At 47.1% G+C, this 15,218-nt stretch carries 14 protein-coding genes; 6 read left to right on the forward strand and 8 right to left on the reverse strand.

What is annotated here, in order from left to right:
* Positions 1 to 26: 26 nt before the first annotated feature.
* Both envC and NA389_RS14980 read left to right on the forward strand, forming a co-directional pair.
* Positions 27 to 1,286, forward strand: coding sequence for a murein hydrolase activator EnvC (gene envC / locus NA389_RS14975; RefSeq protein ID WP_058814511.1), 1,260 nt, complete (start codon positions 27 to 29; stop codon positions 1,284 to 1,286).
* 3 nt (positions 1,287 to 1,289) lie between these two features.
* The gene (locus tag NA389_RS14980) at positions 1,290 to 2,252 is read left to right on the forward strand and encodes a divergent polysaccharide deacetylase family protein (RefSeq protein WP_001135519.1); all 963 of its coding nucleotides are present in this window, start codon (positions 1,290 to 1,292) and stop codon (positions 2,250 to 2,252) included.
* Here NA389_RS14980 and NA389_RS14985 read toward each other — a convergent pair.
* From NA389_RS14985 to kbl, 3 genes are all read right to left on the reverse strand, one after another.
* On the reverse strand, positions 2,239 to 3,273 hold the full coding sequence (locus NA389_RS14985) for a glycosyltransferase (RefSeq protein WP_000798201.1): 1,035 nt from the start codon (positions 3,271 to 3,273) through the stop codon (positions 2,239 to 2,241). The genes NA389_RS14980 and NA389_RS14985 overlap by 14 nt on opposite strands.
* Positions 3,274 to 3,565: 292 nt before the next feature.
* Positions 3,566 to 4,591 carry an L-threonine 3-dehydrogenase gene (gene tdh / locus NA389_RS14990; protein WP_000645990.1) on the reverse strand — a complete coding sequence of 342 codons (1,026 nt, stop codon included), beginning with the start codon at positions 4,589 to 4,591 and terminating at the stop codon, positions 3,566 to 3,568.
* 9 nt (positions 4,592 to 4,600) lie between these two features.
* Positions 4,601 to 5,797, reverse strand: coding sequence for a glycine C-acetyltransferase (gene kbl, locus NA389_RS14995; protein WP_001213790.1), 1,197 nt, complete (start codon positions 5,795 to 5,797; stop codon positions 4,601 to 4,603).
* Positions 5,798 to 5,999: 202 nt separating this feature from the next.
* Between kbl and rfaD the strand changes: the two genes are divergently transcribed.
* Genes rfaD through rfaL form a run of 4 tightly spaced genes read left to right on the forward strand, consistent with a single transcriptional unit; the run spans position 6,000 to position 10,188 of the window.
* Complete coding sequence (gene rfaD, locus NA389_RS15000; RefSeq protein ID WP_000587771.1) at positions 6,000 to 6,932, forward strand: ADP-glyceromanno-heptose 6-epimerase; 933 nt, start codon at positions 6,000 to 6,002, stop codon at positions 6,930 to 6,932.
* 2 nt (positions 6,933 to 6,934) lie between these two features.
* Positions 6,935 to 7,981, forward strand: a complete 1,047-nt coding sequence (rfaF, locus tag NA389_RS15005) for an ADP-heptose--LPS heptosyltransferase RfaF (protein ID WP_000699198.1) — start codon at positions 6,935 to 6,937, stop codon at positions 7,979 to 7,981.
* Positions 7,981 to 8,934: a lipopolysaccharide heptosyltransferase RfaC gene (rfaC, locus tag NA389_RS15010; RefSeq protein ID WP_001264622.1), complete on the forward strand. Its 954-nt coding sequence runs from the start codon at positions 7,981 to 7,983 to the stop codon at positions 8,932 to 8,934. The genes rfaF and rfaC overlap by 1 nt, the downstream gene beginning before the upstream one ends.
* Before the next feature lie 39 nt (positions 8,935 to 8,973).
* Entirely contained in the window at positions 8,974 to 10,188 is a 1,215-nt protein-coding gene (rfaL, locus tag NA389_RS15015; RefSeq protein ID WP_000958446.1) for an O-antigen ligase RfaL, read from the forward strand.
* A gap of 56 nt (positions 10,189 to 10,244) precedes the next feature.
* Here rfaL and NA389_RS15020 read toward each other — a convergent pair whose 3' ends face one another.
* From NA389_RS15020 to waaO, 5 genes are all read right to left on the reverse strand, one after another.
* Positions 10,245 to 11,390, reverse strand: coding sequence for a lipopolysaccharide N-acetylglucosaminyltransferase (locus tag NA389_RS15020; protein WP_000591828.1), 1,146 nt, complete (start codon positions 11,388 to 11,390; stop codon positions 10,245 to 10,247).
* A 99-nt stretch (positions 11,391 to 11,489) separates the two neighbouring features.
* Entirely contained in the window at positions 11,490 to 12,299 is an 810-nt protein-coding gene (gene waaZ / locus NA389_RS15025; RefSeq protein ID WP_000536017.1) for a 3-deoxy-D-manno-oct-2-ulosonate III transferase WaaZ, read from the reverse strand.
* A gap of 149 nt (positions 12,300 to 12,448) precedes the next feature.
* Positions 12,449 to 13,147 (reverse strand): lipopolysaccharide core heptose(II) kinase RfaY, encoded by a 699-nt coding sequence (gene rfaY / locus NA389_RS15030; protein WP_000582813.1) that lies wholly within the window; start codon positions 13,145 to 13,147, stop codon positions 12,449 to 12,451.
* Positions 13,148 to 13,169: 22 nt separating this feature from the next.
* Positions 13,170 to 14,183 (reverse strand): lipopolysaccharide 1,2-glucosyltransferase RfaJ, encoded by a 1,014-nt coding sequence (gene rfaJ, locus NA389_RS15035; protein WP_000376878.1) that lies wholly within the window; start codon positions 14,181 to 14,183, stop codon positions 13,170 to 13,172.
* A 17-nt stretch (positions 14,184 to 14,200) separates the two neighbouring features.
* Entirely contained in the window at positions 14,201 to 15,214 is a 1,014-nt protein-coding gene (gene waaO, locus NA389_RS15040) for a lipopolysaccharide 3-alpha-galactosyltransferase (RefSeq protein ID WP_000088486.1), read from the reverse strand.
* Positions 15,215 to 15,218: the final 4 nt, after the last annotated feature.

Below are 15,218 nucleotides of genomic sequence, written 5' to 3' on the forward strand. Positions count from 1 at the left end.
CCATGAGGGGAAAGGCGATTAACACCATTCAACAGGCCGTGAAACCAAGAACGTTTTCAGTCAGGCCTTTGTTCTACGCCAGCGTACTTAGCGCTGGCGTATTGTTGTGCGCCTTTTCCGCCCACGCGGATGACCGTGATCAACTCAAATCTATTCAGGCCGATATCGCCGCGAAAGAACGCGACGTACGCCAGCAGCAGCAACAGCGCGCCAGCCTCCTGGCACAACTTAAAGCCCAGGAAGAGGCCATCTCGGCCGCAGCGCGTAAGCTGCGCGAAACGCAAAGCACTCTGGATCAGTTAAACGCGCAAATTGATGAGATGAACGCCTCAATTGCCAAACTGGAGCAGCAAAAAGCCAGCCAGGAGCGTAATCTCGCCGCGCAGTTGGACGCCGCTTTCCGCCAGGGCGAACACACCGGCATTCAGCTTATTCTTAGCGGAGAAGAAAGCCAGCGTGGGCAACGCCTGCAGGCCTACTTCGGCTATCTGAACCAGGCGCGCCAGGAGACTATCGCCGAACTGAAACAGACTCGCGAACAGGTCGCCACGCAAAAAGCCGAGCTGGAAGAGAAGCAAAGCCAACAACAAACGTTGCTGTATGAACAACGCGCCCAGCAGGCGAAGCTGGAGCAGGCGCGTAATGAACGTAAGAAAACGCTTGCCGGACTGGAGTCGTCTATTCAGCAAGGCCAGCAACAGTTAAGCGAACTACGCGCCAACGAATCACGCCTACGCAACAGTATCGCGCGGGCAGAAGCGGCGGCCAAAGCGCGAGCGGAGCGTGAAGCCCGCGAAGCGCAGGCGGTACGCGATAAGCAGCAGGAAGCCTCGCGTAAAGGCAGCACCTATAAGCCGACGGAAAGCGAGCGTTCGCTAATGTCCCGCACCGGCGGTCTGGGCGCGCCTCGCGGTCAGGCATACTGGCCGGTACGCGGCCCGATATTGCATCGCTATGGCGAACGGCTGCAAGGTGAGCTACGTTGGAAGGGGATGGTGATCGGCGCGTCGGAAGGCACCGAGGTCAAAGCCATCGCCGACGGCAGGGTGATTCTGGCGGACTGGCTGCAAGGCTATGGCCTGGTGGTGGTCGTGGAGCATGGTAAAGGCGATATGAGCCTTTACGGCTATAACCAGAGCGCGCTGGTCAGCGTAGGCGCGCAGGTGCGCGCCGGACAACCTATCGCCCTTGTGGGCAGTAGCGGCGGTCAGGGCAGACCCTCGCTTTATTTCGAAATTCGTCGCCAGGGTCAGGCCGTCAATCCACAGCCGTGGTTGGGAAGATAAGTTTTGCCTCAGTTTCGTCGCTCCATTCTCACGCTGGCCACTTTGCTGGCGTTTGCACATCCCGTTTTCGCTGGCAAGCTCGCCATCGTGATTGATGATTTTGGCTATCGCCCGCACACGGAAAACCAGGTTCTGGCGCTGCCGCCAAACATCTCCGTCGCCGTGCTGCCCAACGCGCCGCACGCGCGCGAAATGGCAACTAAAGCGCACAATAGCGGGCATGAGGTGTTAATCCATCTGCCGATGGCGCCGCTAAGCAAACAGCCGCTGGAGAAGGATACGCTGCGACCAGATATGAGCAGCGATGAGATCGAGCGCATTATCCGCGAGGCGGTAAACAACGTGCCGTATGCCGTCGGGCTTAATAACCACATGGGCAGCGCAATGACTTCCAGCCTGTTCGGTATGCAAAAAGTGATGCAGGCGCTGGAACATTACAATCTCTATTTTCTCGACAGCATGACGATTGGCAATAGCCAGGCGATGCGCGCGGCATCCGGTACGGGTGTGAAAGTGATCAAGCGCAAAGTGTTCCTCGACGATACGCAAAACGAGGCGGATATCCGCCGTCAGTTTAATCGCGCTATCGAACTGGCCCGTCGCAACGGTTCCGCTATCGCGATTGGTCATCCGCATCCCGCAACGGTTCGCGTGCTGCAACAGATGGTTTATCGCCTGCCGGCGGATATCACTCTGGTACGTCCAGGCAGCCTGCTCAACGAACCGCAGGTAGATACGTCCCGACCGGGTGTGACGCCGCAGAAAATTGACGCGCCGCGCAATCCCTTTCGCGGCGTGAAGATGTGCAAGCCGAAAAAACCGCTGCAACCGGTCTACGCTACGCGCTTTTTCAGCGTCATCGGCGAGAGCATTACGCAAAGTTCCGTGGTTGTCTGGTTTCAGCACCAGTGGCAAGGCTGGGGGAAAATCGCCGCGCCTAAAAACGTGAGCGCTAAGACAGATTGAGCGCCTTACGGGCCATACGACGGTGCGACAAGGTTTTGTCGCGCCATTGCCACAGCCGGAAAGACCAGAGCAGCGTCTGATAAGCCGCTTTCGCGCTGCGGACGTTAGCCATCATCCGTCTATACATGCCAGAAGTAAAAATTTCGGCAATCATACGCTGGCGGGTCAAAATATCAGGTTCTTTACGCACCGCATGACAAACGCGTAACGCTTCCCAGGTAATTTGCTGGCGAAATTCCGGGTAAATCGGAATACGATGGGCATAATTACGATTGAGCTTTTCTAATAATCGCGTAATTTTAATATAATGCCGCTGATAATTAAGATTTTTATTGCCTTGTCTTTGCAAACGGCTTACCGAATTATCATGCAGGAAATATTTATATAATGATTGTTCGGTATAACGTACGCGCGTGGCATTAAACATAACTTCCGTCGACCATAATATGTCCTGATGATGTAGTCCGGGAACGAAAGTAATATTGTTATCGGTAATTAACGCACGTCGATACACGCCCATCCAGACAACATGCGTCCAGCGCCGCGAGGCCAGCGCCATACGCAACCAATCCGGTCCGCTTAATACCCCGGTGGAACGCAGACGATCGGTCGGAATAGATTGCCAGGCGTGCCCGGTTTTTCGGACGCACCAGTCCGCATTACACTGCGCAACGTCCAGATCATCGTTAAGCGCCATGGTCATCAGCGTTTCATACATCTTCGGGTAGACCAGGTCATCCGCATCGACAAAGGCGACGTAATCGCCGGTCGCCGCTTGCAGGCCAAGATTACGGGCGACAGATGCGCCAGCATTGGCCTGATGAAGCAGTCGAACATGCGGGTAATGTTCCGCGTAATGTTTTGCTATCTCAACGGAATGATCCGTCGATCCATCATTCACAATAATAATTTCCAGCGCCGACCACGTTTGCGCGATTAATGACGCCATGCAAGCATTAAAATCCGCTCCCGCATTATATAACGGGACAATGATACTCACTTTGGTTTTGCTATTTTTCATAACGATTACCAGAAAAACCTTAATTTACCCTGCCTTTATACTGTGGCTCTATTAAGAAACTATTAAGTCGCCATAATTAATTTTTACAGTAAAAAGCAAGCACAAAACTCAGAGTAGAGCGTGACGTTAGCGAGTAAAATAAGAGTAAAGCGCAATTACGAATGCTTGATGTCTATGACAATTCTTTACGGCTTTCCAGATTTTCCCTAACAAAAAAGGTTGGCGAATGACACCAACCTTTTACGATGAAACGTATATCAGACCCGATAAAATTATCGGGTCTCTATACATATTAATCCCAGCTCAGAATAACTTTTCCTGACTGGCCTGAACGCATGGCGTCAAAACCTTTCTGGAAATCATCAATAGAGAAACGATGGGTGATAATCGGTGACAGATCCAGACCGGACTGGATCAGCGCCGCCATTTTGTACCACGTTTCGAACATCTCACGACCATAAATACCTTTAATGAACAAGCCCTTAAAGATAACTTTAGTCCAGTCGATAGACATATCTGATGGCGGAATCCCCAGCATCGCAATACGACCGCCGTGATTCATGGTGTCCAGCATGGTACGAAACGCCGGCGGCGCGCCGGACATCTCCAGACCCACATCGAACCCTTCGGTCATTCCCAGCTCCGCCATGACGTCGTTCAGGCTCTCTTTCGCGACGTTGACCGCGCGGGTGACGCCCATTTTACGCGCCAGCTCCAGACGGTATTCATTGACGTCAGTAATCACCACATGACGCGCGCCGACATGTTTCGCCACCGCGGCGGCCATTACGCCGATTGGCCCCGCCCCCGATACCAGTACATCTTCGCCGACCAGATCGAAAGACAGCGCCGTATGCACCGCATTACCAAACGGGTCGAAAATAGAGGCTAAATCATCAGAAATGTTATCCGGGATTTTAAACGCATTGAACGCCGGGATGACCAGGTATTCCGCAAAGCAGCCGGGACGGTTGACGCCCACGCCGGTGGTGTTGCGACACAGGTGAGTACGACCGCCGCGGCAGTTGCGGCAATGACCGCAGGTGATATGACCTTCGCCGGAGACGCGATCGCCGATTTTAAAGCCTTTCACTTCCTGACCGATGCCGACCACTTCGCCGACATATTCATGCCCCACGACCATCGGAACCGGGATGGTTTTTTGCGACCAGTCATCCCAGTTATAGATGTGAACGTCAGTGCCGCAGATGGCTGTTTTACGGATTTTAATCAGCAAATCGTTATGGCCGACTTCCGGTTCCGGAACGTCGGTCATCCAGATGCCCTCTTCCGCTTTCAGTTTGGATAACGCTTTCATCTTACATCCTCAGGCAATCACGCCCAGTTGTTTACCAATACGCGTGAACGCGTCTACCGCACGCGTAATTTGCTCAGGCGTATGCGCCGCAGACATCTGGGTACGAATACGCGCCTGACCTTTTGGTACGACCGGATAGAAGAAACCGGTAACGTAAATGCCCTCTTTTTGCAGTTCGCGGGCAAATTTCTGCGCGACAACCGCATCTCCCAGCATTACCGGGATGATGGCGTGATCCGCGCCTGCCAGCGTAAATCCCGCGGCAGACATCTGCTCACGGAACTGCCGGGCGTTCGCCCACAAGCGATCGCGCAGTTCTGCGCCCGCTTCCACCATCTCTAACACTTTAATAGAAGCCGCCACGATCGCCGGCGCCAGTGAATTGGAAAACAGATATGGGCGGGAACGCTGACGCAACCACTCAACGACCTCTTTGCGCGCCGCGGTATAGCCGCCGGATGCGCCGCCTAACGCTTTGCCCAGCGTACCGGTAATAATATCTACGCGGCCCATTACGTCGCAGTATTCATGGGAACCGCGACCGTTTTCGCCGACAAAGCCTACCGCGTGAGAATCATCAACCATCACCAGCGCATCGTATTTATCGGCCAGATCACAGACGCCTTTCAGATTGGCGATGACGCCATCCATTGAGAACACCCCGTCGGTGGCGATCAGGACATGACGCGCGCCGGCCTCACGCGCCTCTTTCAGCCGCGCTTCCAGCTCTGCCATATCGTTGTTGGCATAGCGATAGCGCTTCGCTTTACACAAACGCACGCCGTCAATGATAGACGCGTGGTTCAGCGCGTCGGAGATAATGGCGTCTTCCGCGCCCAGCAACGTCTCAAACAAGCCGCCGTTAGCGTCGAAACAGGAGGAATACAGAATCGCATCTTCCATGCCGAGGAAGCTTGCCAGCTTTTGCTCCAGCGCTTTGTGGCTGTCCTGGGTGCCGCAGATAAAACGCACGGACGCCATACCGAAACCGTGGCTGTCCATGCCCGCTTTTGCGGCATTAATCAGCTCAGGGTGATTCGCCAGCCCGAGATAGTTATTGGCGCAAAAGTTAATAACGTGGCTTCCATCCGCCACGGTGATATCCGCCTGCTGCGCAGACGTAATAATGCGCTCTTCTTTAAACAATCCTTCCGCCCGGGCGGTTTCCAGATCGTTGGTTAACTGTTTGTAAAAATCCCCACGCATTGCGATTCTCCAGACTGGGCAAATTTCAGCACATATTACCCAAAGCGATACGTTGATACGAGATGACGCGTCATCACTTCTTTAAAATGCAGCATAAATCACGCGTATCCTCACGGGTTATCAGTGAATGGATGAATAGTGTTATGATAAGAGCATTCATGTCTGAGACAGTCTCTGACACCATAATTCAAAGGTTACAGTTATGATCATCGTTACCGGCGGCGCGGGCTTTATCGGCAGCAATATCGTTAAAGCCCTGAATGATAAAGGTATCACCGATATTCTGGTGGTGGATAACCTGAAAGACGGCACCAAGTTTGTAAACCTGGTGGATCTGAACATTGCTGACTATATGGATAAGGAAGATTTCCTGATCCAGATTATGTCCGGAGAAGAGCTCGGCGATATCGAAGCTATTTTCCATGAAGGCGCCTGCTCTTCCACCACCGAGTGGGACGGCAAGTATATGATGGATAACAACTATCAATACTCCAAAGAGCTGCTGCACTATTGTCTTGAGCGCGAAATCCCGTTCCTTTACGCCTCTTCTGCCGCCACCTACGGCGGTCGCACGTCTGACTTCATCGAATCGCGCGAATACGAAAAACCGCTTAACGTTTACGGCTATTCTAAATTTCTGTTTGATGAATATGTGCGCCAGATCCTGCCAGAAGCGAACTCGCAGATTGTCGGTTTCCGCTATTTCAACGTCTATGGACCACGTGAAGGCCATAAAGGCAGCATGGCAAGCGTGGCATTTCATCTGAATACACAGTTAAACAACGGCGAAAGCCCGAAACTGTTTGAAGGCAGCGAAAACTTCAAGCGCGACTTCGTTTACGTGGGCGATGTGGCCGCTGTTAACCTGTGGTTCCTGGAAAGCGGCAAGTCCGGCATCTTTAACCTGGGCACAGGCCGTGCGGAATCTTTCCAGGCCGTCGCCGACGCGACGCTGGCATACCATAAAAAAGGTAGCATTGAATACATTCCGTTCCCGGATAAGCTGAAAGGTCGCTATCAGGCGTTTACGCAGGCGGATTTAACCAATCTGCGCAACGCGGGCTACGACAAACCCTTTAAGACCGTCGCCGAAGGCGTCACGGAGTATATGGCCTGGCTGAACCGCGACGCGTAAGTATGAAAATTTTGGTCATTGGCCCGTCCTGGGTGGGCGACATGATGATGTCGCAAAGTCTCTATCGCACGCTTAAAGCGCGCTATCCCCAGGCGATAATCGACGTGATGGCGCCAGCCTGGTGCCGTCCGTTGTTATCGCGTATGCCGGAAGTTAACGAGGCGATACCCATGCCGCTGGGCCACGGCGCGCTGGAAATCGGCGAGCGCCGTAGATTGGGCCATAGCCTGCGTGAGAAGCGCTACGATCGCGCCTGGGTGCTGCCAAATTCGTTTAAATCGGCGCTGATTCCTTTCTTTGCCAATATCCCGCACCGTACCGGCTGGCGCGGCGAAATGCGCTATGGCCTGCTGAACGATGCGCGCGTCCTTGATAAAGACGCCTGGCCGCTGATGGTGGAGCGCTACGTGGCGCTGGCCTATGACAAGGGCGTGATGCGCACGGCGAAAGATCTGCCGCAGCCGCTACTCTGGCCACAGCTCCAGGTTAGCGAGGGTGAAAAGTCGCTGATGTGCAGCGATTTTTCGCTATCTTCTGAACGTCCTCTGATTGGCTTTTGCCCCGGCGCGGAATTTGGCCCGGCAAAACGTTGGCCGCACTATCACTACGCCGAACTGGCAAAACAGCTCATTAACGAAGGGTATCAGGTCGTACTGTTTGGCTCGGCAAAAGACCATGAAGCCGGAAATGAGATCCTGGCGGCGCTGAATAGCGAGCAGCAGGCATGGTGTCGCAATCTGGCGGGGGAAACCCAGCTGGAACAGGCCGTCATTCTGATAGCCGCCTGTAAAGCCATCGTCACCAACGATTCCGGGCTAATGCACGTCGCGGCGGCGCTCGACCGCCCGCTGGTCGCCTTGTATGGCCCAAGTAGCCCGGATTTCACGCCGCCGCTGTCTCATAAGGCCCGGGTGATTCGTCTTATTACGGGTTATCACAAAGTGCGTAAAGGCGATACGGCGCAAGGCTATCACCAGAGCCTGATCGATATCACGCCGCAGCGGGTTCAGGAAGAGCTTCATTCGCTGTTGTCGGAAGAGGGCGTTTAATGCGGGTTTTGATCGTTAAAACATCATCGATGGGCGACGTATTGCATACCCTGCCTGCGCTTACCGACGCGCAACAGGCGATTCCAGGGATTCAATTTGATTGGGTTGTCGAAGAAGGGTTTGCGCAAATTCCGTCCTGGCACAGTGCTGTCGATCGCGTGATTCCCGTCGCTATTCGCCGTTGGCGCAAGGCCTGGTTTTCCGCGCCCATCAAAGCGGAACGCACAGCCTTTCGTCGGGCGGTATGCGCAAACCAATACGACGCTGTGATTGATGCGCAGGGGCTGGTAAAAAGCGCGGCGCTGGTGACGCGTCTGGCGCATGGGATAAAGCACGGTATGGACTGGAGTACCGCCCGCGAACCGCTGGCCAGCCTGTTCTATAACCGTAAACACCATATCGCAAAGCAACAACATGCGGTTGAACGGACGCGCGAGCTGTTCGCCAAAAGCCTGGGATACGATAAACCGCAATCGCAGGGCGATTATGCCATCGCAAAACATTTCCTGCATTGCCAGCAGGCGGTTAGCGATCCGTATGCGGTGTTTTTACATGCCACGACCCGCGATGATAAACACTGGCCGGAAGCAAACTGGCGCGAGCTTATTGGCCTGGTGGGCAACACCGGATTACGGATAAAACTTCCCTGGGGCGCGCCTCATGAGGAGGCCCGGGCTAAACGACTGGCCGAAGGCTTTGACTATGTGGATGTGTTACCGCGGATGAGCCTAGAGGAGGTCGCCAGAGTGCTGGCTGGCGCAAAATTTGTCGTATCGGTTGATACCGGCCTGAGCCATCTCACCGCCGCGCTCGACAGACCGAATATTACGCTCTATGGCCCAACGGACCCTGGGTTAATTGGAGGTTATGGGAAGAACCAAATGGCATGCTGCTCACCAGAACAGAACCTGGCGAATTTAGATGCCACAAGCGTATTTGGAAAGATTCATTAAAGAGACTCTGTCTCATCCCAAACCTATTGTGGAGAAAAGATGCTAACCACATCATTAACGTTAAATAAAGAGAAATGGAAGCCGATCTGGAATAAAGCGCTAGTTTTTCTTTTTGTTGCCACGTATTTTCTGGATGGTATTACGCGTTATAAACATTTGATAATCATACTTATGGTTATCACCGCGATTTATCAGGTCTCACGCTCAGCGAAAAGTTTTTCTCCTCTTTTCAAAAATAGCGTATTTTATAGCGTAGCAGTATTATCATTAATCCTTGTTTATTCCATACTCATATCGCCAGATATGAAAGAAAGTTTCAAGGAATTTGAAAACACGGTACTGGAGGGTTTCTTATTATATACTTTATTAATCCCCGTACTATTAAAAGATGAAACAAAAGAAACGGTTGCGAAAATAGTACTTTTCTCCTTTTTAACAAGTTTAGGATTACGTTCGCTGGTAGAAATTGTCTTTTATATTCAGGACTATTCCAGGGGGGTAATGCCATTTACAAACTATGACCATCGACATATATCTGATTCAATGGTATTTCTGTTCCCGGCATTGTTGAATATCTGGCTATTCAGAAAAACATCGCTCAAACTCGCTTTCTTTGCGCTGAGCGCCGTCTACTTATTCTTAATGTTAGGCACCTTGTCGCGGGGAGCATGGCTGGCAGTTTTAGTGGTGGGCGTTTTATGGGCGATTTTGAACCGTCAGTGGAAACTAATGGGAATTGGCGCTGCTATCCTGGTTATTGCTGGCGTTTTAGTTATCACTCAGCAAAGCCATAAACCGGATCAGGAACGACTACTGTATAAATTACAGCAGACAGATAGCTCATATCGTTATACTAATGGAACCCAGGGTACCGCGTGGATACTGATTCAGGAAAACCCGATCAAGGGCTACGGCTATGGTAATGATGTGTATGATAGTGTTTATAATAAACGCGTTGTCGATTATCCAACGTGGACCTTTAAAGAATCCATCGGTCCGCATAATACCATCCTGTACATCTGGTTTAGTGCTGGCATATTGGGTCTGGCGAGCCTGGTCTATTTATACGGCGCTATCATCAGGGAAACAGCCAGCTCTACCTTCAGGAAAGTAGAGATAAGCCCCTACAATGCTCATCTTTTGCTATTTTTATCTTTCATTGGTTTTTATATCGTTCGTGGTAATTTTGAACAGGTCGATATTGCTCAAATTGGTATCATTACTGGTTTTCTGCTGGCGCTAAGAAATAGATAAAAAAACGCGCTGATACTTATTACGGTATCAGCGCGTTTTCCATCATCAGGACTCAATCACTTATCAAACCAGCTTTTCATTTGTTCCTCGAAACGCTGCGCTACATTTTCCCAACTGTATTTTGAAAAGACCAGAGATTTTGCTTTTTCGGCAATCTGATGGCGTTCCTTATCAGCAAGCGCACGGTTAATATCATTAATTATACTGTCGCTCGACATAGGCTCTGCGAGGTGATAGCCCGTTATGCCATCTAACACAAATTCGCTAATCCCCCCTTTTTTGCTGGCAAGAACCGCTTTTCCTGCTGCCATCGCTTCTACAGCCACCATGCAAAATGCTTCTTCAACCTGAGACGGCACAATAACCAGATCGGCTATATGATAGAAGTTATGCATCTGGTCGGGAGATTGCCCCCCAGCCATAATACAATCCGTTCCAATCTCTTTTACGGCGTCCAGTACTTTCTTTTGATACTCTGCTTTTTCACCCTTGCGGCTTGCATAAGGGTCGCCAACAACGACAAGTTTAATATTACTTCTTAAGGTACGTAATTTTTTGAACGCCTGCAAAAGCAACAGGATGCCTTTATCAGGCGAAATTCTCCCGGCATATAAGAGAACGGTGGCATCTTCCGCAATATTTAATTGCTGACGAAGATTATCTTGTGGGTTTCTTTTATAAGTCTCAGCACAAAAACCATTAGGCACAATACTAACAGCAGCGGCAGGCAATCTTTCTTCATAAAACGCTTTAAGAAACTGACTGGGCACGATAATTTTTGCATCGTTATCAGGAAGTTCTGGTTCAAATGCGTTATGCATGTGCATAACCAGTTTTGCATTCGGATTGCGCTCTCTGATCTGCCGATACAGTTTCATACTATTATGAATAACAATGACGCTATCTTCCTGGGTAGTCACTTTATCTCTAATATTAAGGACGCGCTGGGAATAGGGTAGTGGGTCGAGACGAGTCCATTTCTGAAAAAGGCGCTTATAAACTTTACTAAACCCAATGTAATGAATATCACAGTTATCGTTTATTTTATTATATTCAGGATAGCCAGCATTCTTTATACAAGCAATAGCACTCGGTATTGATAGTCGTTTTGCAACCTGGTAAATCCAGGTTTCTACCGCAGCCGCACCACGAGGAGGAATTGAAAATATAGGAGTAACAGTAAATATGATTTTTTTAATCATAATAGCTATAATCCAGAATAGTTAACTTTATAGAAAAAGAAATGTTATAGAAAAAGAAATGCGTGCCAAAGCAACGCAAAATAATGATTTATCTAGTGTCTAGACAATTTTATCGTAATATATTTCATCCTCAAGTTCCGAGGCTGTAATATATGGAATAATATCGTAATGAATTGCAGTATCATCTGATAAATTAAAGATATTTAAATCACTCACATTTTTTCTCATAAAAGTAAAAAATGGCAGTATTTTAAACAGGTCTTTACTAAGCTCAGATGGCATAGGGCTGGTAGATTCGTCATAGAAACGTGGGCAACTCCCTGTTAAGTCAAGCCCAGAACATATAATACGACCATACTTAAGGGAATAGGCAACCTGAATAGCGGTATAAGCAATAGTATGGCAAGAGCAATAGCCGATGCTGATATCCTTGCAAAATCCAGCCAGTCGTCCTCTTTTCGAAAGAGGAACTGAAATAAGTAATGCTTTATGAACCCGCTTGAGGATATTAAATTTAATTTTCTTTAAAAAGCCCCCTTTTTCTCGGCGATAAAAGGAGCGAATAATTAAACAGTTTTCTTCAATATATTTTTGATCATCTACTGAAGCCTGTTCGTACACATCAAGATTGACGATAGTAAACTGACTGTTACGGCTAAAGTTATAAAAATCTTCGCGCCGGCGATGAAGGAAGCGAACATCCGTCAGAAGGTACAAAAATGGCTTGACGTTATTGTTTAGCAAATATTGAACAGAACCATTGACTGCAATGACATCTTTCATTCGTAACAAGGACAGCGGCGTCTTTCTGGACGTAGGACCAGAAAGAAAAATAATACAATCTTCAGCCGTTCTTTTCGCAATAAGTTGCAGAACATCGGCGTGAGTTATGAAATTAACGCTGCCCATAAAAAACTCGTATGTTTATCATGCAACCTATAAATAAATGTTATATTCAATAACTAATATTACATCTCAAATTCTCTCAAGTATGTCATAACGCTGCAGCAAATAAAAGTCAGTCAGCCCCTTAAATTAAACCAAACGTGCTACATTGGTCAGCGCTTTTCCTTACCCTTAATACGACGAAGGAAATTTCGAAGTTTTTTCTTATAAATCAATAAGTAAAATCCGATATCTCTCACATTATTTTTGATACCATAATGTCTTTCTAAATCAATACGATCCTTTGCTTTTCGTTGCCTGGAAGGTCTTTTTCCGGACAAATCGATAATTCTGATCTCATTTCCTTGCAGGATAAAGTTACCTTTATGGGGATCGCCCGAAACCATACCATGCTGATGCAGGGAATATATCGACTGTTTGATTTTCCCTCTCACCTCGTCAGAAATTTCTGGCATATCAACAAGTTCAATACCTTCAATATACTCAATTATCATCACGTATGTTTTTACATAGCGTAATGTTTTAATTTCCGCCAGCAGGTAAAAATCATTAAGCGTCGCAAACCCTTCACGCCGCACACGATCTGTCTGATGAAAAAGCTTTTCGTAGTAATCTCCTTTTACTAACGATTTGAAAAATCGTTCAGTATTTTTTACTTTTGGACTAAATACTTTGAGAATATATTTTCCGTAGTCTGTATTAATCAATACAACTTTTGTATCTTCTATATTACGGAAGACTTTAATAATCTGATGATTATAAGATAGAAAATCTTTGAATATCTCAATGTATTTTTCACCGTCTTTTTTGACAAAGACGGTATAGTTTTTAACCTTTTTTTCAATAATCATAATGGAGATTTAGGGAAGGAAATTATTTGTGGAAAATTTTACGATAAAGATATGCGCTTCCAGCCAGAAGGCCTTTAAAGTAATGACCTTGCACGAGAAGATGTTTATATCGCTTCTTAAATTCAACTATGGTACGCGCATCTTTTGCGGGAAAATCTTTCCAGGGCGAATTCAGTCGTGCATTTTTATAATAGATAACTGAAGGATAATTTGCCCAGGCATGCCATGGTTTTGTAGCGCCCGTATAATGAATTAAAATAGTATTATCATTAATTATATTGCTATATTTTTTATGTGACTTATCTTTCAACTCACTTTTGATAGTATAAATGGTATTATACGGTCGCGGAAGAAAAATGACTTTATCCTGTAGGAGAATATTCAAAACATCCTGATCGGGATATTTAAAAGAGTCAGCCTCTTTACCTGCCAGAAGTAAAAATGCCTTTTCAGTTAAGGCATTCTCTTTCCATAATTTCAGGTTAACAAAAACCACGCCGGAGTTAAAATAACCACCTTGTAAATTAAATGCTCTTAATCTCTCATTTACCTTATTCTGGATGGAATCAACATCTTTTACGACCGCAGCGATCTTCTCTGTCAGATCAAGCTGTAAAAGATCTTGCAAAGATCCTTTGCATACAACATCGGCATCCAAATAAAGTAATGTGTTTACCTTCTTGCTGAGATAATCGAAAGCAAATAAACGAAAATACATTGCTCTCGACCATACTTTAGTTTGAGGCAATACCTCAAGGCTTTCTACTTTAATAAGATAAAGAGAAATTTTTATGTGATGCTGTACGGCTAAACGCTCTATATATTTTACAAAACACGAGGAGTATGAATCACAAATAATATGGAAAGCGAGCGGGATATTATTATTTAATACAACTGAAGCAATTGATACCCCCACACCATCAAGATAGTTTTCATCAACACCATAAGAAATGTTTAATACGTTATCATCATTATTATTATTACTTTCATCAAAAACTTTATATTCAGCTATTTCTATCTCAGGAAATGAATCCATTACATCACCTATGGGTTTTATTCAAGAAGTTTACGTTTAAAGTAGGCTATATAATAATTTATACCCGAAGTATAATGCTTCTGATTAAACATATGCTTTGCCGCATAACGTAACTGATGACTAGTGACTGGATTTAAAAGTGCACAATGAGACCATGGTGAGTTGCTCTTAGCCTGTAAAAAATATTGTGACACAGGATAAGCCCCCCAACTATGCCAGGGCTTCGTTGGTCCGATATAATGAACAAATACAGTCTCAGCATCAACTGGATTAATAACTGAATCTTTTAATTCATAGTTAAGACTAAATTGTGTATTAAATTTTTTATCAACAAAACGTGCTTTATTCACTAACAATATATTTAATACATCCTGATCAAGGTGCGTTATGCGCTGTACTACCTCCGGATCTTTTAGCATTTCAATCGCTTTCTTAGAGATATTTTCTGCGGTCCAAAGAGGTATGTTAATTAAAATAAAACCGGCATTAAAATAGCCAGAAACCAGCCCAGGCGTTGCCAGGCTAACCGAGCGCTTAGTCCACCATTCCAACTCGCCTTCAGCAACGACAGCCGCAATCTCATTTTCAGCGAAGTTAAGCTCAATAAGCTCCTGAATACTCCCCTTACATGCAATATCAGCATCCAGATAAAGTACTCTATCTGTTTTATCTGAAAAATAATCGGCGATAATGAATCTAAAGTATGTTGCATAGGTCCAGTTTTTGGTACTGGGTAGCGATTTTAAGCGCTCACAGTCGATTAGGTAAACAACAATCTGCGTAGCGTACTGTTTTGCTAATGCCTCAAATCGCTGCTGGTCTTCAGAGTCAAAGAAATCGGTAAAAACATGGAAAGCTAACGCCTTCTCTGGGTTAGCAAGGAGAACCGATGCAATAGAAACACCACAGCCAAAAAGAAAGTTTTTATCAATCCCATAAGCTATATTAAATTTATCAGCATCACTATGTTGTGCATAGTTATAATCTAAAGTCTGTTGAATGACTTCTTCTTCAAAATATTTTCTGCTCATAGTG

The organism is Salmonella sp. NW645 (assembly GCF_051703725.1).
GTDB lineage: Bacteria > Pseudomonadota > Gammaproteobacteria > Enterobacterales > Enterobacteriaceae > Salmonella > Salmonella enterica.